Origin of the sequence: Mesorhizobium sp. 131-3-5 (genome assembly GCF_016756575.1) — a bacterium.
GTDB classification, from domain to species: Bacteria; Pseudomonadota; Alphaproteobacteria; order Rhizobiales; family Rhizobiaceae; genus Mesorhizobium; species Mesorhizobium jarvisii.
The window spans coordinates 295,805-320,290 of the sequence record NZ_AP023254.1; the positions used below are offsets into that span (position 1 = coordinate 295,805).

General features: G+C 64.0%; 22 protein-coding genes and 1 tRNA gene. 9 read left to right on the top strand and 14 right to left on the bottom strand.

From position 1 onward, the window contains the following. The first annotated feature begins 53 nt into the window (after positions 1-53). The 8 genes from JG747_RS01360 (at position 54) to JG747_RS01390 (ending at position 9,117) form a co-directional block, all read left to right on the top strand. Positions 54-713 carry a TetR/AcrR family transcriptional regulator gene (locus tag JG747_RS01360; protein ID WP_064984434.1) on the top strand — a complete coding sequence of 220 codons (660 nt, stop codon included), beginning with the start codon at positions 54-56 and terminating at the stop codon, positions 711-713. A 168-nt stretch (positions 714-881) separates the two neighbouring features. After that, entirely contained in the window at positions 882-3,293 is a 2,412-nt protein-coding gene (locus JG747_RS01365; RefSeq protein ID WP_202361012.1) for a GcvT family protein, read from the top strand. Positions 3,294-3,330: 37 nt separating this feature from the next. Further along, positions 3,331-4,584: a sarcosine oxidase subunit beta family protein gene (locus tag JG747_RS01370; protein WP_202361013.1), complete on the top strand. Its 1,254-nt coding sequence runs from the start codon at positions 3,331-3,333 to the stop codon at positions 4,582-4,584. A 10-nt stretch (positions 4,585-4,594) separates the two neighbouring features. Next, on the top strand, positions 4,595-4,861 hold the full coding sequence (locus tag JG747_RS01375) for a sarcosine oxidase subunit delta (protein ID WP_038651674.1): 267 nt from the start codon (positions 4,595-4,597) through the stop codon (positions 4,859-4,861). Further along, entirely contained in the window at positions 4,858-7,482 is a 2,625-nt protein-coding gene (locus JG747_RS01380) for a sarcosine oxidase subunit alpha family protein (protein WP_244748316.1), read from the top strand. Before JG747_RS01375 ends, JG747_RS01380 begins: the two co-directional genes overlap by 4 nt. 2 nt (positions 7,483-7,484) lie before the next feature. Next, complete coding sequence (locus tag JG747_RS36820) at positions 7,485-7,742, top strand: glycine cleavage T C-terminal barrel domain-containing protein (RefSeq protein WP_244748317.1); 258 nt, start codon at positions 7,485-7,487, stop codon at positions 7,740-7,742. After that, entirely contained in the window at positions 7,735-8,277 is a 543-nt protein-coding gene (locus JG747_RS01385; RefSeq protein ID WP_202361014.1) for a hypothetical protein, read from the top strand. The genes JG747_RS36820 and JG747_RS01385 overlap by 8 nt, the downstream gene beginning before the upstream one ends. Before the next feature lie 234 nt (positions 8,278-8,511). Beyond that, positions 8,512-9,117, top strand: coding sequence for a helix-turn-helix domain-containing protein (locus tag JG747_RS01390; RefSeq protein WP_202361015.1), 606 nt, complete (start codon positions 8,512-8,514; stop codon positions 9,115-9,117). Between the two features lie 39 nt (positions 9,118-9,156). Here the strand turns inward: JG747_RS01390 and JG747_RS01395 are convergent, their stop codons facing one another. The 12 genes from JG747_RS01395 to ssuD form a co-directional block, all read right to left on the bottom strand. Then, on the bottom strand, positions 9,157-10,368 hold the full coding sequence (locus JG747_RS01395; protein ID WP_064984426.1) for an epoxide hydrolase family protein: 1,212 nt from the start codon (positions 10,366-10,368) through the stop codon (positions 9,157-9,159). Between the two features lie 212 nt (positions 10,369-10,580). Next, positions 10,581-11,066 carry a hypothetical protein gene (locus JG747_RS01400; RefSeq protein WP_038651664.1) on the bottom strand — a complete coding sequence of 162 codons (486 nt, stop codon included), beginning with the start codon at positions 11,064-11,066 and terminating at the stop codon, positions 10,581-10,583. A gap of 115 nt (positions 11,067-11,181) precedes the next feature. After that, positions 11,182-11,742 carry an FMN reductase gene (gene msuE / locus JG747_RS01405; RefSeq protein WP_019862803.1) on the bottom strand — a complete coding sequence of 187 codons (561 nt, stop codon included), beginning with the start codon at positions 11,740-11,742 and terminating at the stop codon, positions 11,182-11,184. Positions 11,743-11,805: 63 nt separating this feature from the next. After that, complete coding sequence (locus JG747_RS01410) at positions 11,806-13,053, bottom strand: SfnB family sulfur acquisition oxidoreductase (protein WP_202361016.1); 1,248 nt, start codon at positions 13,051-13,053, stop codon at positions 11,806-11,808. 23 nt (positions 13,054-13,076) lie between these two features. Beyond that, positions 13,077-13,868, bottom strand: coding sequence for an ABC transporter ATP-binding protein (locus JG747_RS01415; protein WP_202361017.1), 792 nt, complete (start codon positions 13,866-13,868; stop codon positions 13,077-13,079). A gap of 79 nt (positions 13,869-13,947) precedes the next feature. Further along, the gene (locus tag JG747_RS01420; RefSeq protein WP_202361018.1) at positions 13,948-15,285 is read right to left on the bottom strand and encodes an ABC transporter substrate-binding protein; all 1,338 of its coding nucleotides are present in this window, start codon (positions 15,283-15,285) and stop codon (positions 13,948-13,950) included. 85 nt (positions 15,286-15,370) lie between these two features. Beyond that, positions 15,371-16,411, bottom strand: a complete 1,041-nt coding sequence (locus tag JG747_RS01425) for a branched-chain amino acid ABC transporter permease (protein ID WP_069090826.1) — start codon at positions 16,409-16,411, stop codon at positions 15,371-15,373. A 2-nt stretch (positions 16,412-16,413) separates the two neighbouring features. Further along, on the bottom strand, positions 16,414-17,313 hold the full coding sequence (locus tag JG747_RS01430; protein WP_064984417.1) for a branched-chain amino acid ABC transporter permease: 900 nt from the start codon (positions 17,311-17,313) through the stop codon (positions 16,414-16,416). Further along, positions 17,310-18,236 (bottom strand): ABC transporter ATP-binding protein, encoded by a 927-nt coding sequence (locus JG747_RS01435; RefSeq protein WP_069090825.1) that lies wholly within the window; start codon positions 18,234-18,236, stop codon positions 17,310-17,312. The genes JG747_RS01430 and JG747_RS01435 overlap by 4 nt, the downstream gene beginning before the upstream one ends. A 123-nt stretch (positions 18,237-18,359) precedes the next feature. Continuing rightward, positions 18,360-19,463 (bottom strand): dimethylsulfone monooxygenase SfnG, encoded by a 1,104-nt coding sequence (gene sfnG, locus JG747_RS01440; RefSeq protein WP_019862796.1) that lies wholly within the window; start codon positions 19,461-19,463, stop codon positions 18,360-18,362. Between the two features lie 78 nt (positions 19,464-19,541). Beyond that, the gene (locus JG747_RS01445) at positions 19,542-21,050 is read right to left on the bottom strand and encodes an FAD/NAD(P)-binding protein (protein WP_244748318.1); all 1,509 of its coding nucleotides are present in this window, start codon (positions 21,048-21,050) and stop codon (positions 19,542-19,544) included. Next, positions 21,047-22,219: an FMNH2-dependent alkanesulfonate monooxygenase gene (ssuD, locus tag JG747_RS01450; RefSeq protein ID WP_202361019.1), complete on the bottom strand. Its 1,173-nt coding sequence runs from the start codon at positions 22,217-22,219 to the stop codon at positions 21,047-21,049. The genes JG747_RS01445 and ssuD overlap by 4 nt, the downstream gene beginning before the upstream one ends. A gap of 725 nt (positions 22,220-22,944) precedes the next feature. On the opposite strand from ssuD, the gene JG747_RS01455 reads away from it, so the two are divergent. After that, entirely contained in the window at positions 22,945-23,196 is a 252-nt protein-coding gene (locus JG747_RS01455; protein ID WP_027047672.1) for a hypothetical protein, read from the top strand. A 494-nt stretch (positions 23,197-23,690) separates the two neighbouring features. Here the strand turns inward: JG747_RS01455 and JG747_RS01460 are convergent. Next, positions 23,691-23,766 (bottom strand) — tRNA-Ala (locus tag JG747_RS01460). Positions 23,767-23,938: 172 nt separating this feature from the next. Next, positions 23,939-24,325, bottom strand: a complete 387-nt coding sequence (locus tag JG747_RS01465) for a TIGR02300 family protein (RefSeq protein ID WP_027047671.1) — start codon at positions 24,323-24,325, stop codon at positions 23,939-23,941. Positions 24,326-24,486: the final 161 nt, after the last annotated feature.

Here is a 24,486-nt window from a genome sequence, read left to right on the forward strand (position 1 = left end):
ACCTATGTCCATAGCCTTGATTTGGCTGATGCGGCGTGTCATGCGTCGTAGAGATGGCAGCACTCGAAACGACGATCCAGCGCGCCGGCGCCACCGGCAACATCAAGGCCACGCGCGAAGACTGGCTGAAACTGGCGCTTGAAACGCTGATCTCGGACGGCGTCGAACGCGTCCGCGTGCTGACGCTTGGCCAGCAGCTCGATGTCTCGCGCTCCAGCTTCTACTGGTATTTCAAGAGCCGGCAGGATCTGCTCGACCAGTTGCTGGACTATTGGCGGCAGACCAACACAAGGTTCATCGTCGAACGCGCCTCGCGGCCTTCCGCGACCGTCATCCGCGGCGTGATGAGCATTTTCGAATGCTGGGTGGATGAGAGGCTGTTCGATCCCCGGCTGGACTTCGCGATCAGGGCCTGGGCCCGGCGTTCACCCGCCATCAGGCGCGCCCTCGACGAGGCCGACGAGGAACGCGTCAATGCCATACGCGACATGTTCAAACGTCACGGCTATGAGGAAGAGGACGCATTCGTGCGCGCTCGCGTCCTCTATTTCATGCAGATCGGCTATTACTCGCTTGAGCTCAACGAACCGATGAGCACCCGTCTCACGCACGTCGCCTCCTATCTGCGCAGCTTCACCGGCCAGGAGCCTCCGGCAGAAGATGTCGAGGATTTTGCGCGCTACGTCGAGAAGACGCTTTCCGGCAAACGATAGACACATTCGCCGGCCGCCCTGACCCGACAGTTTTCTAGACGCGGTCCGTAGGGCCACCCCCATAGCCAGCCAGCACGCTTGCCAGATGCGAGCCAACTTGGCAACGTACTAGACACATGTGTACAATGCCGGTAGGCTGCGCCGCCATAACCGGTGGAGTGCGGCAAGATGAAATCCCAATACAGGGCGATCGTAGTCGGCGGCGGCGTGGTTGGGGCCTCGGTGCTCTACCATCTGGCGAAGTTCGGCTGGAGCGATGTCGCGCTGATCGAACGCGAGGTGCTGACCGCCGGGTCCAGCTGGCACGCGGCCGGCGGCTTCCACGCGCTGAACGCCGACCCCAACATCGCCGCGCTGCAGGCCTATACGATCGACCTGTTGTCGGAGGTCGAGACGGAATCGGGCCAGAACATCGGCATGCACATGACCGGCGGCATCTCGGTCGCGTCGGCGCCGGAACGTTGGGAATGGCTGAAGGCCTCCTACCGCATCTTCCAGACCATGGGCATTGACGATGTCCATCTGGTCGGCGTCGACGAGATCAGGCAGCGCTGCCCGATCCTCAACACCGACGGCATGCTGGGCGGCCTTTACGCGGCGCGCGAGGGCCATATCGACCCCTCGGGCGTCGTCCATGCCTATGCCAAGGCGGCAAGGAAGCGCGGCGCCGAGATCATCGAGCACAACCGCGTGCTGGCGCTGAACCGCCGCGCCGACGGCAGCTGGGATGTGGTCACCGAGAAAGGCACTGTCATTGCCGAGCACGTCGTCAATGCCGGCGGATTGTGGGCCAAGCAGGTCGGTCGGATGGCCGGCATCGACCTGCCGGTGTCGCCGATGGAGCATCACTACCTCGTCACCGAGGCGCTGCCTGAGATCCAGGCGCTCGACCGGGAATTGCCGCTGATCGTCGACCTCGAAGGCTTCACCTATATGCGCCAGGAGCAGAAGGGCTTGCTGCTTGGCATCTACGAAATCAAGCACAAGCACTGGAACATGGACGGCGCGCCGTGGGACTACGGCATCGAGCTGATCCAGGAGGACACCGATCGCATCGCCAACGAGCTGGCGCTCGGCTTCAGCCGCTACCCCTGCCTTGAGACCGCCGGCATCAAGCGCTGGGTGAACGGCGCCTTCACCTTCTCGCCGGACGGCAATCCGTTGGTCGGCCCGGTGCGCGGCGTCCCCAACTACTGGGTGGCCTGCGGCGTCATGGCCGGGTTCCTACAAGGCGGCGGCGTCGGCAAGTCGCTCGCCGAATGGATGATCCATGGCGAGCCGGAAGCCGACGTCTACGGCATGGACATCGCCCGCTACGGCGATTTCGCCTCCAACCGCGAATACATCAAGCAGACGACCGGGCAGTTCTATTCACGCCGCTTCGTCATGAGCTATCCCAACGAGCAATTGCCGGCGGGACGGCCGTTGAAGACGGCGGGTGCGCATGACGCCATGGACGCCGCGGGTGCGCGCTGGGGCAATTCCTGGGGCATGGAAGTGCCGCTGTATTTTGCCCCGCAAGGCTTCGTCGAGGCACCGACGCTGAGGCGCTCCAACGCTTTCGACATCGTCGGCCAGGAATGCCGCAAGGTGCGCGAAGGCGTCGGCCTGCTCGATATCACCGCCTTCTCGCGCTACGAGGTCTCCGGACCGCATGCGGAGGCGTGGCTCGACCGGCTGCTTGCCTGCGCGCTGCCCAAGCCCGGCCGCGCGAAGCTCGCGCCGATGCTGGGCGAAAACGGCAAGCTCAAGGGCGATCTCACGGCCTTCAACTGGGGCGACGGCTCCTGGTGGATCATGGGGTCCTATTATCTTCGCCAATGGCACATGCGCTGGTTCGAACAGCATCTCGCTGACGGCGTCACCGTGCGCGACATTTCGGACGCGGTCGCCGGCTTCTCATTGGCCGGCCCCAATGCGCGGCGTCTGCTCGAGCGGCTGACGCACCAGGATGTCTCGCATGAAGCCTTCGGCTTCCTCGCCTGTAAGCCGCTCGATGTCGGCCTGGTGCGGGCCAAGGTCGGGCGGCTCTCGGTCATCGGCGAGCTCGGCTACGAGATCCATTGCCAGGCCAACGAGCACGCCGGGCTGCGCCGCGCGCTGCTGGCGGCAGGCAGCGACCTTGGCGTCACGGAATACGGCTTCGGCGCCGTCAACTCGCTGCGGCTCGAAAAGAGTTTTGGCATCTGGTCGCGCGAGTTCACCCAGGATTATACGCCTGATGAAACCGGCATGGACCGCTGGATCGCCTTCGACAAGGGTGACTTCATCGGCCGTGAAGCGGCGGTGAAACAGCAGAAGGCCGACGCCAGGCGCACGCTGGTGACGCTCGAAATCGACGCTGCGGGTGCCGACGCCAGCGGCTACGAACCGGTCTGGAGCAGAGGCAAGCTTGCCGGTTTCGTTACATCGGGCGGCTATGGCCATACGGTCGGCAAGAGCCTTGCCATGGCGCTTGTCGATCACGATGCGGCCGGTATCGATACGGAGTTGACAACCCATATCGTCGGCGTCGAAACAGGTGCGCGCGTCATCGCTTCGTCGCCCTACGATCCACAGGGCAAAGCGATGCGGGCATGACCGGACGAACCGCTGCCATCCCTGCGGAAGACATGCCATGACCAGACGCTATTCCGCATTGTCGCTGTTCAAGGAGGGCCTTGCCGGCCAGACCGGCTGGAAGCAGGCCTGGCGCTCGCCCGAGCCGAAGCCGACCTATGACGCGATCATCATCGGCGGCGGCGGCCACGGGCTGGCGACAGCCTACTACCTGGCCAAGAACCACGGCATCACCCAGGTCGCAGTGCTGGAAAAGGGCTGGATCGGCGGCGGCAATACCGGCCGCAACACCACCGTGGTGCGCTCCAACTATTATTATCCCGAAAGCGTCGAACTCTACGGGCTGGCGCACCGGCTCTATGAAGGCCTGTCGAAGGATTTGAACTACAACGTCATGCTGTCGCAGCGCGGCATGGTCAATCTCTGCCACTCGACGGCCGAGATGGAGATCGGCGCACGCACCGTCAACGCCATGCAGCTCAACGGCATCGATGCGGAGCTGTTTTCATCAGAAGATGTGCGGCGCGTGGCGCCGATCTACAATTTCTCCCCGGATGCGCGTTTCCCCGTGTTCGGCGGTATCTGGCAAGGCAGGGCCGGCACCGCGCGCCACGACGCGGTCGCCTGGGGCTATGCGCGGGCGGCGAGCCGGCTCGGCGTCGACATCATCCAGAATTGCGAGATCACCGATTTCATCGTCGAAGGCGGCCGATGCCGCGGCGTCCAGACGACGCGCGGCGCGATCCGCGCCGAGCGCATCGGCATGGCGGTGGCCGGCCATTCCTCGGTGCTGGCGACCAAGGCCGGCTTCAGGCTGCCGATCAATTCCTATGCGCTGCAGGCCTGCGTCTCCGAGCCGGTGAAGCCGATCCTCGACACGGTGGTGCTGTCGCCCGGCTGCGGCGTCTATGTCAGCCAGTCGGACAAGGGCGAGATCGTCATCGGCGGCGGGCTCGACCGCGTCCCCTCCTATGCGCAGCGCGGCAATCTGCCGACGCTGGAAACCGTGATCGCCGGGCTGCTGGAAATGTTCCCGATCTTCGGCCAGTTGAAGCTGATGCGGCAATGGGCCGGCATCGTCGATGTCGTGCCGGACTCCTCGCCGATCATCGGTCCCTCGCCGCTGCCCAACCTCTTCCTCAATTGCGGCTGGGGCACGGGCGGCTTCAAGGCCATTCCCGCCGGCGGGACGCTGCTGGCGAACCTGCTGGCGATCGGCAAGCACAACGACATCAGCCGTCCCTTTGATCTCGATCGCTTCGCCAGCGGACGGCTGATCGACGAAGCGGCCGGCTCCGGCATCGCGCATTAGAGGTTTCTTGATGCAGCTCTTTCCTTGCCCGTTCTGCGGCCCGCGCGACGAGACCGAATTCCACTATGGCGGCGATGCCGGCAACGCCAGGCCGGATGGCGCCGAGGTGCCCATCGAGCGCTGGGCCGGATATCTCTATCTGCGCGGCAACCCGAAGGGCACGGCGCGCGAAATCTGGGTTCACATGAGCTGCGGCGAGTTCTTCGTCATGGAGCGTGACACCGTCACGCACAAGGTGCTGTCGTCGACCGCGCTTGGCGGGGAGCACGCGGCGTGAGCGCCTCGCGTCTCGCCACCGGCGGGAGCGCCATCGACCGCTCGCGGCCGATCCGCTTCAGCTTCGACGGCGCAAGCGTGGACGGTTTTGCCGGCGACACCATCGCTTCGGCACTGCTCGCCAATGATATCGCGGTCGTCGGCCGTAGCTTCAAATACCACCGGCCGCGCGGCATCTGGGGCGCCGGCGTCGAGGAGCCGAACGCGCTGGTCGATATTGGCGGCCCACAGGCGTCGCCGAACACGCGGGCCACGACCGAGCCGGCACGCGACGGGCTGGTGGCGAAAAGCGTCAACGCGACGCCCAATGCGCTGGCCGACCGCAACGCCTTCCTCGATCGCTTCTCGCGCTTCATTCCGGCGGCGTTCTACTACAAGACCTTGATGTGGCCGGACTGGCACATGTTCGAGCCGCGCATCCGCGCCATGGCCGGACTGGGCAAGGTCGACACCGACTGGACCTCGCCGGGCACGGCGGATCAGGTCAACCATCATTGCGACGTGCTGGTGGTCGGCGCTGGACCGGCCGGACTGGCGACAGCCAGGATGGCCGCCGGCGCGGGCCTCTCCGTCACGCTGGTCGACGACCAGCGCAAACCGGGCGGATCGCTCGGCCATCGCGCCGGCGAGATCGACGGCAAGCCCGTGGCCATGTGGATCGAGGAGACAGTTGCGGAACTTACCGCCGGCGGTCACCTGATCCTGCCATCGACCACCGCCTTCGGCATCTACGACCACGATCTGGTCGGGCTGAACCAGCGTCATTTCGATGGCCGGCGCGACACGCTGTGGCGGGTCCGGCCGCGTCATATCGTGCTGGCGACCGGCGCCATCGAGCGGCCACTGCCCTTCGCCAACAACGACCTGCCGGGCGTCCTGTCGGCGGATGCGGCACTCGCCTATCTCAGACGCCACGCGGTTCTCGTCGGCCGGCGCGTTGTCGTCGCGACCAACAATGACAGTGCTTATGAGGTGGCGGCAGCGTTGGCCGAGGCTGGCGCCGACGTCACGCTTGTCGACATCAGGCGTGACGGCATCCCCGAAACGCCGGCCAAGGTGCGGCTAGTCAAAGGGCGGGCGCTTGCAGCCGCCATGGGCAGACTGCGCGTCGAGGGCGTAACGCTGGATGACGGCACCAGGCTCGACGCCGACTGCGTGCTGGTCTCGGGCGGCTGGACGCCGACAATCCATCTGTTCGGCCAGGCCAAAGGCAAGCTCGCCTGGAGCGACGCCCGCGCCGCGTTCCTGCCGGGTGATCCCGTCGATGGCATTTCAGTCGCCGGTGCGGCAGCAGGTTCGGTCTCGTTGTCGGAGGTGTTCGCCAGTTCGGAGAAGACCGTTGCCTCGCTCAGCAAAACGAAAGCAGCAGTGCCACGCAGCACGGGGCCGGAAGCGACTGGCGGCATAGCGGCGGCCTGGCCGGTGCCCGGCTCGAAAGGACGCATCTGGATCGACTACCAGAACGACGTGACGGTGAAGGACGTCGAGCTGGCGGCGCGCGAGAACTTCGTCTCGGTCGAGCACCTGAAGCGCTATACCACGCTCGGCATGGCAACCGACCAGGGCAAGACCTCCAACCTGCCCGGGCTGGCGCTGATGGCCGGGATTACCGGACGCACCGTGCCGGAAGTCGGAACCACAACCTACCGTCCGCCCTTCACGCCGGTGCCGCTGGCAAGCTTTGCCGGCGCGCGCGCCGGTGAATTGATGGCGCCGGTGCGTCGGCTGCCGCTGGAGAGCGTGCATCGCGCCAGCGGCGCGGTCTTCCAGGAATATGGCGGCTGGCTGCGTCCGGCCCACTATGGCGGCCGCGACGCCGATGCGGATCGCGCCATCCAGGACGAAGCGTTGCGCGCCCGCCGGTCGGTCGCGCTGTTCGACGGTTCGACGCTGGGCAAGATCGAGGTGATCGGTCCGAAGGCCGCCGAATTCGTCGATTTCCTCTACTACAACACCATGTCGACGCTGAAGCCTGGCCGCTGCCGCTATGGCTTCATGCTGTCGGAGACTGGCGTGGTCTTCGACGACGGCGTGCTGGTGCGGCTGGACGAGCATCGCTTCGTCGTGTCGTGCTCGTCCTCGCATGTCGCGGCGGTGCATGCCCGGCTGGAGGAATGGCGCCAGGACCGCTTTGGCCGCGAGGCCGTCTATATCCACAACGCCACATCGGACATGGCGACGCTGACCGTCTCCGGACCGAACGCCCGCAAGCTGCTCGAAACGGTCGATCTCGGCCTCTCCCTCGATGATGCCGATCTGCCGCATATGGCGATGGGTCAGGGCAGCTATGGCGGCGACGCGGTGCGCATTGCGCGGGTCAGCTTCACCGGCGACAGGAGCTATGAAATTTCGATCCGCGCCGATCGCGCCGAGCCGCTCTGGGCGCATCTGCGCCAAGCAGGGCAGGCACTCGATGCCGTCGTCATCGGTCTCGAAGCGCTGATGATCCTGCGCGCTGAGAAAGGCTTCATCGTCATCGGCAAGGACACGGACGGCACCACGCTGCCACACGACCTCGGCAGCGAAGGCCCACGCACCAAACGCCAGACCGAATATGTCGGTCGCCGCTCGCTGTTTACCGAGGAGGCTCGCGCGGCGATCGCCTGCAGCTTGTCGGCCTGACGGTGCCGTCCGGTGAAGCGCCGCTGCCAACCGGCGCGCATGGCATCAAGCGGGAGAGCGGCAGGCTGCACAGCCAGGGCTTCGTCACCTCGAGCTACCGCAGCCCGACGCTTGGCCGGCCCATCGCGCTCGCTCTGATCGAGCGCGGCGCGGCGCGCCACGGCGAGACGATCGAAGTCCAGCATCTCGGCAAGGTCAGGACGGCGACGATCGCCGCGCCTTGCGCCTTCGACCCGGCAGGAGACCGGCTCCATGCGTGATCTCGCGGAAAAATGGTCCGTCCCACCGGACTGGCGGAACGCCACCATTGAAGTGCCGGGGCTCAAAGTAGGCGCCGTTGCCGGGCTGCACCAACGCCTGGTCAGTGGCGACCTTGCGGCATGGGCCGAGGCTTCCGGCTTCGATGGACCAGCCGTCGGGGCATTCGGCCTGGCGGAAGGCATGCGCTATTCGGTCCGCCTGGCACGCGACCTCTTGCTCGCCGTTTCCACCACGCCCTTCGGCATGGCCACCGGGTGGTTCAGCGAGGGGTTCGCTGTGACGGAGATCAGCGCCGGATTGCAGGTGTTCGAGGTCGAAGGCCCGGCGCTTGGTGCCTTCATCGCACGCGGGACGACGCTCGACCCCGCTGGGCCGCCAAGCGCCAGTGCAACGCTTTCCTTCGCCGGCATCGGCGCCATCGTGTACCGCCGTCAGCGCAGCCTGCGCATCCATGTCGATCGTGGCCTCGCCGCCTATCTCTGGACATGGATGGAAACAGCCGCCGCCAACATCGCCACCGGATCCCAGAATTAACCGGCCACGACAATGCCGGCCCTGGCTGATCGCCACTCCCAGGTCGGCGTGGGTGCGTCTTGCGCAAAATCAATCGCAAGGGCTGGACGCCGTCGCGCAAGGGTTCGACTGTAAAATCTCCATTCATGAATCGACGTCGCGGTTTTGCCGGAGCAATTGCCGATCATGGTCCAAAAGCATACGAGCCGGCCATCTCCCCATCCCTGGATCGACACAGTCTGGCAAACTGTGTGTTTGAGCGACGGGATTTACAAAGCCACACCTGACGGTTCGTGGGATCTGCTCCGCAGCGTCGCGCCGGACGGGATTTCCGTGGTGTTCTTGAGCGGCCAGGCAACCGAGCCCGTCGACGTGCCATATGTCGAGGGTGAGCACTCGGTCGTCATCTCATTTGCCGCCCATGTCTATCTTGCGCGTGACAAGGAGGTGCGAACCGGCGCCGCGGTCCGATTTCTGGATGTAACACAAGACCAATTTCTATTGGATGGCGTGGAACTGCCGTTGCCGACTTTCCTGAACGCCGAAGCTCTTGTCGACGAGATGATAGCGGCGGGGCTGCTTGCGTCCGACGACGTCGTGGCCAGGGCCTTTACCGAGAAGCCCAAGGCTGCCTCCAAACGCTCGGTGCAGCAGCATTTCAAGAACACCACCGGCATCACGCAGAAGGATTTCCAGTTGATCCGCCGCGCACAGGAAGCGGTTCGGCGCTTGAAAGCCGGCGATAGTGCCGCGGCCGTGGCTTTCGATCTTGGCTATACGGATCAACCGCACATGATCAAATCCATAAAGAAGATCATGGGTTCTCTGCCATCAAACCTCGATGCGGTTCACAAGATCTGATGCCGGGCGAGGGTTCGCCCGGCGGAGATCACCGCGGCGCTATTTCGTGACAAGCGCCGCGAATTGCTTGATGTCCTCGACATAGAATGCCGGATCTTCCCACGCGGCGAAATGGCCCGTCTTTTCCATATTGTGAAATTGCACGACATTTCCCGACGTCTGGCGGTCCGCCCATTCACGCGGCAGGCGAACGCCGCCCGGGATCGGCGCTTCGGTCGCCACCGCCACCGGAACCCCGGTGTTCTTTCCCTTGATGGTCGGCGGCTGCATCGCGTTCTGATTGTAAATGCGGAAGGACGAGGCCGCCGTTTCCGTCAGCCAGTAGATCATGATGTTGGTCAAAAGCGCGTCGCGACCAAATCTGGCGTCGGCCTCGTCGCCGACCCCCATTCCGGCCATGAAGCTCATAATCCATGCGGCAAGGCCGACCGGAGAGTCGTTCATGGCAAAGGCAAGGCTCTGCGGCTTTGTCGCCTGGACCAGATTGAAGGCGCCATGCATGAAGAACCATTGCTGGATCGCTCCCGCGTAACCCTGCTCCGGCCCGCTGAGGGCGCCAAAATCCGTGGTCTGGTCCGGGTAGCCCACATCGGTCAGATGGAAGCCGATAAGCTTGTCCGAGTGGCGCTGCGCCAGCGACATGGCGATCACCGACCCCAGATCGCCGCCAGCCACGATGAAGCGGTCGTAGCCCAGCACGTCATTCATAAGGTGAGCAAGAATGTCGGCCACCTTGTCGGCGGGCAGAGCCGTTCTGCCAGAAAAGCCAGTCCCCGGAATGGACGGCACGACGACGTGAAATTCCTCCGCCAGCGCATCCACGACCTTGTGATAGCGGTAAAAACTGTCCGGCCAGCCATGAAGCAGAAGGATTGCCGTCGCACCCTTCTTTTTCGACGGCTGATGGACGAAATGCAGGGCGATGCCCTCGATATCGACCTTGTAGTTCGGCAATGCGTTCAGGCTCGCTTCGGCCTTCCGCCAATCATAGTCATGGAGCCAGTAGGCGGTCAGCTTCTTCATGTAGTCGAGATTCGTACCAGTCATCCATCCGGCTCCGGCGGGTTCATCCGGCCAGCGGGTGTGGCTCAGGCGCGCCTTGAGATCGGCGAGTTGGTCATCGGAAATGGCAATCTTGAACGGCGTCGGCTTGGCCATTGTCGTATTCTCCTGTGAGACGGCGCTGCGATCGGTGAGACCGCCGAGAAGAGCTGCCGCGATGGCGCTTTTGGCAAATTCGCGGCGGTTCATTCTCGCAGCTCCTTGTTCATTTTCGATGGAGCCAAACTATTGGAACGGCGGCCGCGCGGATTGTAAATTTGCGCAAACCATCCAGACGAGACGAGCACGCGACAGGTCTCATTCTCGCGCCCGCTGAGGCATGAGGGATGCACAACGACAAACGGTGCAGCGTTCCGCCACCCGGCAACAAAGGGTGGAGGCGGACGAACATTGTGCTTTTTCTAGAGGGTGAACGACCAGAACAGGCAGGCCAGCGTCGCGGCGGCGAAGACCACGAAGAACAGGCTGCGCAACAGCACGTTGCGGCGCAGTTCGTTCATGACGAAGTGGCAGCCGACGACAGCCACAGCGAACAGGAACCGCCAGTTCAGCAATGCGAGCATTGCGCTGCCCTGGCCGAAAGCCCATCGGGCGAGAAGGCCGCCGACGATGGTGGCGAACAGCACGATCACCGCCCAGAAGATCGCGTCGGCGCAATGGGTGAGGACGATGCTGGCCGCCCTGATCGGCAGGATCATCATCAACAGCGCGCTGAAGAAAAAGACGGCGGCGAGCGGAATGAAGGTTCCGGCATCAGCGATGCCATCGAGGCGTCTGACGCCGATTGCGCCATAGGGATAGCCATGCCTGGCCACCGCAAGGCTCAGCGCCATGAGCAAGGCGGTCAGCACGGCGACGAGTGCGAAGGTCGTAAGGGCTTTGCTCATGGTGTTCCTGTCCCGGACGAATCAGACAGGAACTTTGTAGCGGGCGGTCGTAAATTGCACGTAAGTGAGGAAGCCGCTCGTGCGGATTTCAATCGGTGAAAGCCACTGTCGGCTGCTATTCGGCGGCGATCCTGCCTGCCGAGCGGTTGGCGAGTACGAAGCCGACCTCGTCCACCGCCTGCGCCGCGCGCTTCAGGATCGCCTCGGAGCGCAGCACTCCGTCGGTGAAATCCTTGTCGGTGGCATAGACGGCAGTCGGCAAGGCAAAGGCCTCGAAGAAGCCAAACAGCGGCCGCAGTTGATGCTCGACGATCAACGCATGGCGCTCGCCGCCGCCGGTCGCGGTCAGCACGATGGGCTTGCCCCGCAACGCGGCCGGATCGATCAGGTCGAAGAAGTGCTTGAACAGGCCGGTATAGCTGCCCTTGTAGGTCGGCGAACCGACCACCAGCACATCGGCCGCGAGGATCTGCGCCAGGATCGGCTGCGCCCGGCTGTCGAGGTCGCGCGCCCACCGTGCCGTGCCGAGCGAAGGGCCGACATCCTCGATGTCGTAGGTTACAGCCGACAGGCCATGGCGCGCGGCGATGTCCCTGGTGACCAGTTCGACGAAGGCGCGCGTCTTTGACGGCCGGGTGATGTTGCCGGAAAAACCGACGACTGTGGGGTTTGACATGGCAGTGGGCCTCTTGGATGTCGAAGTTTGAAGTGGCGGGCCACCCGGCCCGCCGAGGGGAAATCAGCTCCAGGCGTGCAGCGGCGGATTTTCGCCGTTTAGGAAATATTTGCCGAGGATCGAGTACTTCCAGCGTACCGGATCGTGCAGCGTGTGGGTGCGGGCATTGCGCCAATGCCTGTCGAGATTGTGCTCGGCCAGCGTCGAACGCGTGCCGGCCAGTTCGAACAGCTTGTTGGTGGCGGCGATGGCGATTTCGGTCGACAGTATCTTCGCCTCGGCAGTGACGATCTGCGCATGCGCCACCGTATCAGCGGTCGGCTCGGCCACCGCGCGGTCGATCGCCAGGCCGGCCTTTTCGAGCAGCGCCTGCGCGGCGTGCAGGCGCAGCGTCAGGTCGCCGACCGCCTGGATGGTGTAGGGATCGTCCCAGGCATTGTCGACGCCGCTGTCGATCCAGGCGCGGCTCTTCGTCCTGACGAAGTGAACCGTCTCGTCGATCGCCGCCTGGGCAATGCCGGTGTCGACCGCCACCTGGATGATCTGGAAGATGGCGCCGTCGGCGGTCGGTTTGTCGTAGCCCTTGTAGCCGGGCACCAGAAAAGTCTTCGGCACCTTGACATTGTCGATGATGACGGTGCCCGACAAGGTCGTGCGCTGGCCGAAGCTCGACCAGTCGTCGATGACCGTCAGGCCCGGCGCTCCGCGGTCGGCAATGGCATACCAGGCGCGGCCCTCGTCATCGAGCGCCACGATCGGCACCAGATGGGCAAGCAAAGCGCCGGAGGAATAGAATTTGCGGCCGTTGACGACGACATGGTCGCCGGCATCGGTGAAACGGGTCTCGAAATCGGCGGCGCGCTTGGAGCCGAACTCGGAAAAGGCGTTGCCGAACCGCGTGCCTTTCAGCGCCTCGGCAAACAGCAGCTTCTGCTGGTCCGCGTCGGAAACGGTGCGGATGGCGGCGACGACGCCGAGATGGTTCTGCGCGATCTGGCCGATCGAGGAATCCGCAGCCGAGATGATCTCGATCACCTTGGCCAACGTCGCGTAGGACACCTCCGGCCCGCCGAACGCCTTGGGTACGTTGATCGACCACAGGCCGCTCTGCGAGAAGGCGTCGAGTTCGGCGACCGGCCAGATCCGCTCGCGGTCGCGCTTCGAGGAGCCCTTGACGAATTCGGCGGCAAGCGCGTGGGCCACCGCAATCGCTTCGGCGTCATCCCGGATGATGTGGGCCGGCGCCGACGGCCTTGCAACGGGCGGCACGGCGGCGGAGGCGTGGTCTGTTTTGACGGTCGAGACGGTCATTTCACTGCTCCTTGAGATTTTGTTCAAGCGACGGCATGGAGATGGGCTGGTTTGGCAGCCGGCGAGGGCTGTTGGCCGAGATAGAAGGCGCGCACGTCCTCGCGCTGGCGAAGATCGGCAGCCGCGCCGGTGAGAACGGAGACGCCGTTTTCGAGCACCGTGGCGTGGTCGGCATAGCGCAGCGCGACAGCGGAATTCTGCTCGGCGACCAGGATCGACAGGCCGGTTTCGCGGTTGAGTTTTCTGAGTGTCTGGAAGATGTCCTGGACGATGAGCGGGGCCAGCCCCATCGACGGCTCGTCGAGAACCAGCAGACGCGGCCGCGACATCAGCGCCCGGCCGATCGCCGCCATCTGCTGCTCGCCGCCGGAGGTCAGGCCGGACAGGGTCCGACGCTTCTCCTTGAGACGGGGAAAATAGCCGTAGATCCGCTCGAGATCCGCGTTGATCTCGGCACGGCGGCCGCTGCGGCCGATGCCGCCGGCGACCAGGTTTTCCTCGACGGTGAGGCTCTTGAAGCAGTGGCGGCCTTCCAGCACCGACACTAGCCCGGCGCGCACCAGATCGCCGGGCTTGCGGCGAGAGACATCGGCGCCGTCATAGCGGATGCTACCGGCATTGACCTGGCCGCGTTCCGCCGGCAGCAGGTTGGAGACGGTCTTCAGCGTCGTGGTCTTGCCGGCGCCGTTGGCGCCGAGCAGCGCCAGGATTTCGCCGCGCCGGATCTCGAAGCTGACGCCATGCAGCGCCGCGATGGCGTGGTTATAGGTGGCATGGATCGTGTCCACCGCAAGGATGACGTCATTGTCCGGCATGGGCTCTTCTTCCGCGGTTCGAGAACCGTAAGGAGCGGTGCGCCACGGAAAGCTGTCCGTGGCGTCCGGCATTGGCTGATCAGTTGGTGGTCACGGCGTTGGCATCATCGGCGGTGCGCAGCTTGATGCCCTTCTCGGCGGCATAGGCTTCGGCGGATTTCTCGATGATTGGCCGCAGCAGCGCCCAGTCCGGCGCGATCCAGTCGGAGACGACGTTCCACTTCTTGCCGTCCCACTGCTGGAAGGTCACGTAGCCTTCGCCCTCGTGATTGTCCCAGCTGACATTGATGGAGTGGAACAGGTCCTTGGCGCCGAGCGCCTCGACCTTGGCCGGATCGAGCTTGAGATGTTCGAAGCCCCAGCGGACTTCATCGCCGGTCAGCGTGCGGTAGCCGAATTTCTCTTGCGCGACACGGATTGCCTCGACATTGAGGATGCCGTTGACGATGCCGAGATTGTGGTAGACCGAGCCGATGCGCCACTTGTCTTCAAGGTTGCCCTTGCTGGCGCCGTAGACAGTCTTCACGATCTCCTGCACCACCGGATAGGTGTTGCCGGAGGCCTGGGTGGTGATGGCGGTGTAGCCCTTGGCGGCGTCGCCGGCCGGGATGACGTCCTCTTCCGAATTCGACCAGACATTGCCGACAATATGGTCGACGGGGAAGCCGACCTTGACCGCCGTCTTCAGCGCCACCGGGTTCATCACGCCCCAGCCGCGCAGGACGACGAAGTCCGGCTTGGCGCGGCGGATGGTCAGCCATTGCGACTGCTGCTCATTGCCGGGATGCGGCACCTCGATCTGCTGCACGGTGAAGCCGTATTTCTGCGCCAGCAATTCATAGATCGGGATGGTCTCCTTGCCGTAGGGCGAGCCGTGATAGAGCACGACGATCTTCTTGCCCTTGAGCTTGTCGATGCCGCCTTCCTTGGCGGCGATGTAGTTCACGATGCCTGATGTCTCGCTGTAGGGATTGAGCAGCAGCGGGAAGACGTAAGGGAAAACGCGGCCGTCGGTGGAGTCGGTGCGGCCATGGTTGACGGTGATCAACGGCACCTTGTCGGCGGTGATCCGGTCGATCATGGCATAGGCGATGCCGACCGAAAGCGGATTCCATGCGGCCGCACCCGCATGGCTCTTCTGCCGCTCATAGCATTCGACGCCACGCTCGACCTCGTACTGGGTCTCGCATTCGTCCCAGGTCAGCTTGACGCCGTTGACGCCGCCGTCGCGGATGTTGATGAGATTGAGATAGTCGATGAAGCCGCCGAAAAAGCCGGTGCCGCCGGCCGCGTAGGGACCGACGCGATAGCTCTGCAGCGGAAAGTATTGTTCGTCGGCGTGGGCGGCCGGCAAGGCCACCGACACGATCATCGCCGCGGACAGCGCCGCCGCCTTGATTGTGCTGAGGAAGGTCATGGTCGAGATACTCCCGGTATGGGCCGTCTTGGTTCGGCCTCTGGTTCATTTTCCGATTCAGTTCGATGCGGTTGCCCCGCAGGGCTCATGTCGACTGCCAGGCGAACAGGAGCCGTCTTCGGATCCTGTCCCACAGGGCCACCAGCCCGTCGGGTTCCAGGATCAGAAACAGGATGATGAGGGCGCCGAGCACGATGCGCTGGCTCATGTCGAGGACGCCCGAGTCGAAGACATCGCCGAGCAGGAAGCCGCCGAGGCGCGACAGGCCAAGCGGAAAGACGACGATCAGGGCGGCGCCGAAGAAAGCGCCACGGATCGAAGCGAGGCCGCCGATGATGATGATGAACAGGATCTGGAACGAGCGGTCGAGATCGAAGCCGTCCGGCTCGACGGTCCTGAGATAGGCGAAGGCCCAGATGACGCCGGCAACGCCAATAATGAAGGAGGAGATGGCGAAGGCCAGCAGCTTGGTCTTCAGCACCGGAATGCCGATGATGCGGGCGGCGGTCTCGTTGTCGCGGATGGCAATGAAGTTGCGACCGGTCTGCGACGACACGAGCCGATAGGCGAGGAAGGTGAGGATGCTGACGATGGTCAGCGCAAAGAGATAGCGGCCGACGGCGCCATCCAGCGCAAGACCGCCGATAGACAGCCTCGGCGCGTCGATGACACCGGACGCCGAGTTGTTGGAGAACCAGCTGAACTTGGTCAGCGCCCATTGCACGAAGAACTGAGCGGCGAGCGTCGAGACGGCGAGATAGAACCCTTTCAGCCGTAGGCTCGGCAGGCCGAAGACGATGCCGATCGCGGCGGCGACGATGCCGGCGAGCACGATGCTGCCGATCAGCGGCAGGCCTTCAACACGCAGGTTGAAATTGTAGGCGGCGAAGGCGCCCGCCGCCATGAAGGCGGCGCTGCCCAGCGAGACCTGGCCGGCATAGCCGGTGAGGATGTTCAGCCCGACGCCGGCAAGACCGAGCGCCAGGAACGGCAGCAGGATGGCCTCGAACAGATAGCTCGAACCGATCAACGGCACGACGCCATAGGCAAAGGCAAGCAGCAGCACGGGCGCGATCCATTTCAGCAGCACCGGTGCGGAGGTGAGATCGCTTGTGATCGCGGCCATGCTCAGACCCTTTCCACGAGCTTCTGGCCGAACAGGCCGGAGGGGCGAATGAGCAGGAAGACCAGCGCCACGACATAGGCGAACCAGCTCTCGATGCCGCCGCCGAAATAGTCGCCGATATAGACCTCGGCGAGTTTCTCGCTGGCGCCGATCAAGAGGCCGCCGACGATGGCGCCGAGAATGGAATCGAAGCCGCCAAGCACCAGCACCGGCAGCGCCTTGAGCACCACCAGCGACAGGGAGAATTGCACGCCGAGGCGGGCGCCCCAGAGCAGACCCGCGACCAGCGCGACCAGGCCGGCGGCGGCCCAGACGGTCGCCCAGATCAGCGGCAGCCTGAGGCCGACAGCCAGGGCGGCGAACTGGTCGTCGGCAACGGCGCGGAAGGAGAGCCCGATGCGGGTGTAGCGGAAGAACAGCGACAGCAGCAGAACCATGCCGGCGGCGACCACCGCCGCGAAGATGTCGAACTGGCTGATCAGCACGCCGCCGACTTCCAGCGGCACATCCTCGATGCCGAGGTCGAGGCCGTGGACCTGCGTGCCCCAGATCAGCTGGGCAGCGCCCTCGATGATGTAGGACAGGCCGAGCGTCGCCATGAACAGCGTGATCGGCGGCTTGTTGGTGAGTGGCCTGAGCACCGTGCGCTCGATGGCGATGCCGATCGCCACCATGATGGCGAAGGTGGCCACCAGCGCCAAGGCGAAGGGAACACCGCGCTCGACCAGGCTGACGAAAGTGAGTGCCGCGAACAGGAGCAGAGCGCCTTGCGCGAAATTGAGCACGCCCGATGTCTTGTAGATCAGCACGAAGCCGATCGCGACCAGCGAGTACATGACGCCGGAGAGCAGGCCGCCGACGAGCACTTCGATGAAAAACTGGTAGTCGAAATCGGCGATCATATGCCTGCCCCGTCCTCATTGTCGGAGGCGACGCCGAGATAGGCATCGATGACGCGCTGGTCGTTCCTGACCTCGTCAGGCGTGGCGTCGGCGATCTTGCGGCCGTAGTCGAGAACGGCGATGCGGTCGGACAAGCCCATGACGACGCCGACATCATGCTCGATCAGCACGACAGTGGTGGCGAAGCGGTCGCGCGCGGCGCGCACGAAACTTGCCATCTCGCTTTTCTCGCCGGCGGTCATGCCGGCCATCGGTTCGTCGAGCAGAAGCAGGCGCGGTTCAGCGACCAGCGCGCGGGCCAGTTCGACCCGCTTCTGCAGACCGTAAGGCAGCGTGCCGGCGAGACGATCGCGGACTGCGGTGAGATCGAGGAATTCGAGGATCTGGCCGGCGCGGCTCAAGGAGTCGCGCTGCTCGCCACGCGAGCGGCCGATGCCGAGCACCTGCCCGGCGAAATTGGAGCGGACCTTGTAGGCGAGGCCGGAGGCGACATTGTCGAGGACGCTGAGGCCCTTGAACAGGGCAAGGTTCTGAAACGTCCTGGCGACCCCGAGATGCGCCAGACGCTGCGTCGGCACCTGACCATAGCGGATGCCATCGAGCAGGACATGGCCGCGATCCGGCCGGTAGACGCCGCTGATGACATTGATCAGCGAACTCTTGCCGGCACCGTTCGGGCCGATGATGGCGCGGATCTCTCCGGGGCGCACCGACAGGTCGATATCGGCCAGCGCGACGACGCCGCCGAACGACAGGCCGATGCCCTGCAGTGAAAGCAACGGAGCGGCGGCATCCGCGATCGACCCTGCCGGCACGATGCCAACGGCGGACGGCTGGGGCGTTGACGGCAGGCCGCGCGCAAAGACTTCCGGCGCATAGACCGAGGCGTCCATCATTCCAACGGCATAGTTGGCCAAGGGCATTCCAATCGTCCTCGATTGCTTCGGCAGACGCACGAATCCTCATCGCCACCCGATCGATCGAGCGCGCTTGGGAACCTTCATTGGTGTGCAGGCCGGACTGATCGGCCTGCGTTTTGAAAAGGGCTATTCCGCTGCCAGCGATGCAGCCTGCTCGGCATTTTCCAGCTCGCGAACGAGCGGGATGACATGCTTGCCGAAATACTCGACCTCTTCCTGGAAGTGCAGGAAGCCGAGCAGGATGAGATCGGCGCCGGCGCGCTTGAGATCGACGATGCGCTCGGCGACCTGCCTTGGCGTGCCGATCAGGTTCGAACGGAAGCCGTCATTGTACTGGACCAGATCGTCGAAGGAGGATTTTGCCCAGTTGCCCTCGCCTTCCGGCGAGGCCTTGCCGGCATTCTTGACCTCGTGGCCGAAGGCGTTGACCGCTTCGGGGTTGGCCTTGGCGATGATTTCGGCGAGCACCGCCTTGGCCTCGTCCTCCGTCTCGCGGACGATGGCGAAGGCGTTGACGCCAACCTTGACCGAATGGTTGTTGGCCTTCGCCTTGGCCCTGATGTCATCCACCTGCTTGGAGATTTCGGCCGGCGTGTTGCCGTTGGTGAAGTACCAGTCCGAGACACGCGAGGCCATGTCGCGCGCGGCACGCGACGAGCCACCCTGGAAGATTTCCGGCAAAGGCTGTGGCGGCTTCGGCTTCAGTGAATATTCGTTGAAGCGGTAGAAATCGCCGCGGAAGGTGAAGCTGTCCTGCGTCCATATTCCACGCAAGGCGCGGATGAATTCCTCGGAGCGGCGGTAGCGCTCGTCATGGTCGAGCCAGTGCTCGCCGATGGCGTGGAACTCGCCGCGGAACCAGCCGGAGACGAGGTTGATGGCGACGCGGCCATTGGTCAGGTAGCTGATGGTGGCGAGCTGCTTTGCGGCCAGCGCCGGATTCCACGGCCCGGGCAGGATCGCCGCGATGACCTTCAGCGTCGTGGTGGCCGCCAGCAGATCATGGCTGAAGGCAACCGATTCATGCTGTTCGTCGGCGCCGTAGCCGGCGGTGAAACGGATCTGGCTCAGCGCATAGTCGAAGCCGGCCTTCTCCGCGATCTGCGCCAGCTTGCGGTTATATTCGGCCGAATGGTTGGTGCGCTGCTCGATGTTGGAAATCACCAGGCCGCCCGAAACATTCGGCACCCAGTAGGCGAACTTGACCGCGTCGGTTGCTGCGTGTGCCATGAACTGTCTCCCCTTCAGGCCGTGTCGTTGATCGGTCCGGCGTGGCCGGATCTCACCGATATTTATTATGTCTACTGATTATATATACAAAGTAGGATTTTCCGTTTTTGGCGGCCGCTTGGGACGGAAATACCAATTTTGCCCGGCGCTGGCATTGGCGCCAACCGCCTCGACGGACGGAAACCCGTCGACCAGCCTTGCGATCTCGGTCGCGACCATCTGGGCATGGCGGGCGACCTCCGGCAGGCCCATGAGTTCGCCGAAGGTGCCCCGCGCCAGCGGACCGGCGACAAAGAGCCCGGCGACCGCCTCGCCATCCCGGCCGATGGCGCGGCTGTCGAGATTTGTCTCAATGCCGAGTCCGTAGGCGTCGACCCTGATCAACCCGGCCTCGGCCAGGGAGCGCAGCGCCGGATTGAGCTGAAGCGCCCGCCCATGGGCAGGCCCCGTCGTGTTGATGACGGCATCGAAGCGTGCGGTCTCGATCCGAGTCTGGCCGCGCCGCTGAAAGCTGACCGCGAGGTTCTCGCCCTCGTCGTTCGACGCGACAAGCCTGGCGGCGATGGTGTCGAACGTGCCGGCGGCCTTGCGGCGGTCGAGCACGGAAGCAATTTGCGGGGCGATCCTGAAGCGATGCACGTCCCAGAACACGCGCAGCCGGCGGACGAGCCTTGCACGTTCTGATGGAGCAAGCGCGGCCCACAGAACCGGCCCCTGCAGGCGCAACTGGTCGAAGACGGACTGCCAGTTGACATTGGCCTCGCGCGCCGCCGCCAGCGTCACGCGGATTTTGCCAAGCAGACCGAGCGCCGATGTGGCCGGCGCCGATGCGAAATCGCCGAAGGGTTCGCCCCTGACATCAGGATGGCCGCGCGAGCGAAGTCCGCGGCGCGACAGCGCCAGGGCGCGGCCGCGATGGCCGCGGCGGTCGAGCTCCGCGATCATGTCGGCCGAGGTCAGCCCGGAGCCGACGATCAACACGGAAGCGTCCGGCTCGATCCTGGCAAGTGCCGACGCTGCGTAGGGATCGGCGACAAAACCCGGCGCTTCGGCCAGGGAAGCAAGCGCTGCCGGGATTGCGGGAGCAGGATGCGTGGCGGCGAGGACGACGATGTCGGCGATGACAGGTCCGGCGGACGTCTGCACAGCCCAGCCCGCGCCATTGGCTTCGCGTGTCACGCCTGTGGCGAGACCGCCGACATGACGGACCGCGCCTGAAGCCAGATAGGGCGCGAGGTGCTCGGCGACATAGCGGCCGAACACACGCCGGCGCGGATAGGCGTCGCCATTCTTCCAGATCGCGTCCGCATCACGCTCGAGTTCGCCGGAGCCGGCCAGCCAGCGGGCAAAATGCTGCGGGTCGTCGGGAGCGATGCTCATTCTGACGGCCGGCACATTGACCCGGTGCGACGGCTCTTCGCTGGAATAGGCCAGGCCGCCGCCGAGCGTGGGGCGTGGCTCGATCACCGAGATCGACAGGCGCTCCGGCCGATGCGCCCGCGCCAGATGCCAGGCCAACGCCGCGCCGGAAAAGCCGCCGCCGATGATGGCGACGCGCAGTCGGCTGACCGGAGGCAGCGCGTTCACGAGGCGCTGGCGAGCGACTTCGGCCGATGGTCGCCGGCGATGGTCTCGCCGAACGGGCCGGTGTTGACGGATGCGCCGGCGGCTTTGACCGGATGATCGGTTGGCAATTTCGGCAGCACCAGTTCGCCAAAACGATAGGCTTCTTCCAGATGCGGGTAGCCGGACAGAATGAAGGTGTCGATGCCGAGGCGCCGGTACTCATCGATGCGCTCGGCGATGGTGTCGGGGTCGCCGACCAGGGCTGTCCCCGCGCCGCCGCGCACCAGGCCGACACCGGCCCACAGATTGGGGGCGATCTCGAGCTTGGCGCGATCGCCGCCATGCAGCGCGCTCATCCGCGCCTGGCCGACCGAATCCATGCGGGCAAAGACCTTCTGGGCCGAAGCAATGGTAGCGTCATCGAGGCGGCTGATCAGCCGGTCGGCGGCGGCCCAGGCCTCCTCGGTGGTTTCGCGTGCGATGACATGCAGGCGAATGCCGAAGGAGAGTTTTCGGCCTGCCTTTTCGGCCAGGTCACGCACGGCGTCCAGCTTGCGCTCGACATCGGCGGGCGGTTCGCCCCAGGTCAGATATTTGTCGATCTCCTGCGCCGCCACTGTCGACCCGGCATCGGACGAGCCGCCAAAATAGAGCGGCGGATAGGGCGTCTGCACGGGCGGGAACAGCAGCCTGCCATCCTCGATGTGGAAATGCTTGCCCTTGTGCTCGACCGTCTCACCGCTCAGCACGCGCTTGTAGATCCGCAGGAATTCCTGCGTCACCTCGTAGCGCTCGGCATGCGACAGGAAAATGCCATCACCCTTGTTCTCAAGCGGATCGCCGCCGGTGACGACATTGATCAGCAGGCGGCCATTGGAGATGCGGTCGAGCGTCGCCGTCATACGCGCGGCGAGCGTCGGCGACTGCAAGCCGGGCCGCACGGCGACCAGGAAACGCAGCCGCTCGGTCAGCGGCACCAGCGCCGAGGCGATCACCCAGGAATCCTCGCACGACCGGCCGGTCGGCAGCAGCGCGCCGTAATAGCCCAGCGTGTCGGCGGCCTTCGCCACTTGCGTCAGGTAGGGCAGATCGACCGATCGGCCGCTCTCAGCGGTGCCGAGATAGCGGCTGTCGCCATGTGTCGGTAGAAACCAGAGGACCTTGATGCGGTCCGGAACGTCGCCGGTCATGGCCTGCCTCCCGCGAGCCGGTGGCGATGGCGGACTCTTCCTGGCGGGGTTGAGAGCGAGCGCAAAGAGGCGGGCATGGCGGAATCCTGTCCGGGAAACAGATCGTCCGCACTTTGCTTATTCTATAAACTCTGTAGAGTTAGTTTATTCCAAATCCGCGGTTAAAATTGGAAATTCCCTTCGATCGATCGAACCCGCGCCTGATCCTCGGCGGGCTCGCTGGCGTCAGGCCCTGGCGGATTGGAGAACCCTGCTTGGCGGCTTTCCGTTGCAGCGCATCGGGCGCCTGGAGGTGGCTCAAGCCGAGAAATGATGACTGGGAAAGTCACATGCATTCCGGACTTCGAAGGCATGCGGGCTAGGAGCAACCGAGAACTGCTGGAAGCCGACGTTCGATCGAGGTGAAGGCGCTATCGATTGCCCTCCGGACACGTGATCGGGCGTCCCGACAGTCGGAGGGGGCGGCGGCCGAAACTCGCGCTGGCGAGGTTCGCTCCGTCCCTTCCGACCCCTAGGTGCATATTAGCCACAGGTAATGTTAATCAGCTATCCGGTCTTGCAATCGTCGGCATAGGTGTCCCTTAATGGGTCACCGTGTCTGGCACCGTCATTGCACTGTCGGCAATGCCGGCGACATCTCTCACCCAGCAATCGGGGGGCAGATGGGGGGCCCCGCCGCTTCGCAAATGGAGCGGCGGGCTATCGACAACGGGGGGCGGGCAATCATGTATTTTCCGCAATTTTTGGTGGGGATGTTCACCACGTCGGCCGTAGTGGCGATCTGGGCCGAAATGGAAACCGGATCTGTCGGCAAAGCGCTCGTTTGGACCGTCCTCACGCTGATGATGCTGCAGGTTGGATATTTCCTGCTGGCATTTGGGCTTTTCTATAAGCGCTCGACGGAAAGCACCGATACAGAACCGGACACTGCTCATCAGCCCGTCCGTCGAGACGGTAGCGTCTCATCGGGCCGATGATGACCGACAAGCCGGCCGCAACCTACTGTGAGCATGACGCCGCCTACGGGCAATTCCAGGAAAAGTGTGAGCGGTTTTCCGTCTGGAATTGCGTCAAAACAAAGAGTTAGAGCGGTTCGCCGTTTCCATGAAACGGTGAAACGCTCTAAGGGCGAAGTGATGGAGTGGCCAGCGCCCCGTCAAGCCAAAGCTATTTGGCCGTCATCTGCTTGCGCCATCCCAAGGTCTGTCGAACGATCCCGACCATACACCGCGCTTGGTTGCCGCGCATTTGCACGACGAAGTGAAGCTTCCGTACCAAGAGCAGTCCTAAAGGCTTGCGGTGCTGGTGAAACTTGAGGCTCGGTCGCGGCTTTCCCGCTTTTTCCTGTCAGTCCGCCGCGCAAACTTGGTCTCCGGGTCGAAAAACGCTCCTGGCCGTGCCCCGGCAGGTTTCCGAATGGCAGCCCTGGACACGCAAACGGCAAATAACTTGAAAACATTGGGAGACTGTTTGGTGGAGCCAATCGGAATCGAACCGACGACCTCTTGAATGCCATTCAAGCGCTCTCCCAACTGAGCTATGGCCCCACTCCCGGCAGTCAGCCGGCGCCGTTTCCGGCGAAGAGATCAGCGCGGGTTGGAACACCGCGCCGTTAGTGCAGGCGGCTTCTAACCCCGCCTTTCTCAGATATCAAGCCTTGATGAGCGGCTTTTTGTTCACAGGCCGAGAAAGCCTGCAAACGCTTACGTTTCAGGCCTATCAGACCTCGTCGTCGTCGTCGCCGACGCCGATCATGTCGGCAACGTCGTCGTCTTCTTCCTCTTCGTCGGCAAGGAAAGTGTCATCCTCATCGTCGCCGAGGTCGACGTCCTCGTCATCGCCGAGATCGGGCAGGTCGTCGCCCTTGACGTCGTCGTCGGCCTCTTCGAGCGAGACGACTTCAACGCCCTCTTCGTCCTCGGCGTCCACTTCCTTCTCGGCCACTTCCTCTTCCTCCTCGAGGGCGGCGATCTTGCCTTCCTCGAAATAGGAACGCGGATAGGTCTTGCCGGTGTAGGGCGAGACAATCGGGTCCTTGTTCAGGTCGTAGAATTTTCGACCCGTCTCGGGGTCGATACGCTTTGTGCCAAGTTCGGTTTTTGCCACGGCAAGCCTCGTCAATAAAAGAGTGGTCCCCTTAACCACTGTTTGCGGCGCTGTCAAAGCCAAAAGCCGGCGTCACAAAACCAAGTCCTGAAAGGCCTCGCGGCAAGTGACGACCATGGGGATGACCATTTCGCCTCGCCGTGATACGAGACCGCCGCAAC

What these genes read in the sequence shown, in the direction of transcription:
- JG747_RS01360 (WP_064984434.1), top strand. Translation starts at nt 54, where the DNA reads ATGGCAGCACTCGAAACGACGATCCAGCGCGCCGGCGCCACCGGCAAC.
- JG747_RS01365 (WP_202361012.1), top strand. Translation starts at nt 882, where the DNA reads ATGAAATCCCAATACAGGGCGATCGTAGTCGGCGGCGGCGTGGTTGGG.
- JG747_RS01370 (WP_202361013.1), top strand. Translation starts at nt 3,331, where the DNA reads ATGACCAGACGCTATTCCGCATTGTCGCTGTTCAAGGAGGGCCTTGCC.
- JG747_RS01375 (WP_038651674.1), top strand. Translation starts at nt 4,595, where the DNA reads ATGCAGCTCTTTCCTTGCCCGTTCTGCGGCCCGCGCGACGAGACCGAA.
- JG747_RS01385 (WP_202361014.1), top strand. Translation starts at nt 7,735, where the DNA reads ATGCGTGATCTCGCGGAAAAATGGTCCGTCCCACCGGACTGGCGGAAC.
- JG747_RS01395 (WP_064984426.1), bottom strand. Translation starts at nt 10,368, where the DNA reads ATGAACCGCCGCGAATTTGCCAAAAGCGCCATCGCGGCAGCTCTTCTC.
- JG747_RS01400 (WP_038651664.1), bottom strand. Translation starts at nt 11,066, where the DNA reads ATGAGCAAAGCCCTTACGACCTTCGCACTCGTCGCCGTGCTGACCGCC.
- msuE (WP_019862803.1), bottom strand. Translation starts at nt 11,742, where the DNA reads ATGTCAAACCCCACAGTCGTCGGTTTTTCCGGCAACATCACCCGGCCG.
- JG747_RS01410 (WP_202361016.1), bottom strand. Translation starts at nt 13,053, where the DNA reads ATGACCGTCTCGACCGTCAAAACAGACCACGCCTCCGCCGCCGTGCCG.
- JG747_RS01415 (WP_202361017.1), bottom strand. Translation starts at nt 13,868, where the DNA reads ATGCCGGACAATGACGTCATCCTTGCGGTGGACACGATCCATGCCACC.
- JG747_RS01420 (WP_202361018.1), bottom strand. Translation starts at nt 15,285, where the DNA reads ATGACCTTCCTCAGCACAATCAAGGCGGCGGCGCTGTCCGCGGCGATG.
- JG747_RS01425 (WP_069090826.1), bottom strand. Translation starts at nt 16,411, where the DNA reads ATGGCCGCGATCACAAGCGATCTCACCTCCGCACCGGTGCTGCTGAAA.
- JG747_RS01430 (WP_064984417.1), bottom strand. Translation starts at nt 17,313, where the DNA reads ATGATCGCCGATTTCGACTACCAGTTTTTCATCGAAGTGCTCGTCGGC.
- JG747_RS01435 (WP_069090825.1), bottom strand. Translation starts at nt 18,236, where the DNA reads ATGCCCTTGGCCAACTATGCCGTTGGAATGATGGACGCCTCGGTCTAT.
- sfnG (WP_019862796.1), bottom strand. Translation starts at nt 19,463, where the DNA reads ATGGCACACGCAGCAACCGACGCGGTCAAGTTCGCCTACTGGGTGCCG.
- ssuD (WP_202361019.1), bottom strand. Translation starts at nt 22,219, where the DNA reads ATGACCGGCGACGTTCCGGACCGCATCAAGGTCCTCTGGTTTCTACCG.
- JG747_RS01455 (WP_027047672.1), top strand. Translation starts at nt 22,945, where the DNA reads ATGTATTTTCCGCAATTTTTGGTGGGGATGTTCACCACGTCGGCCGTA.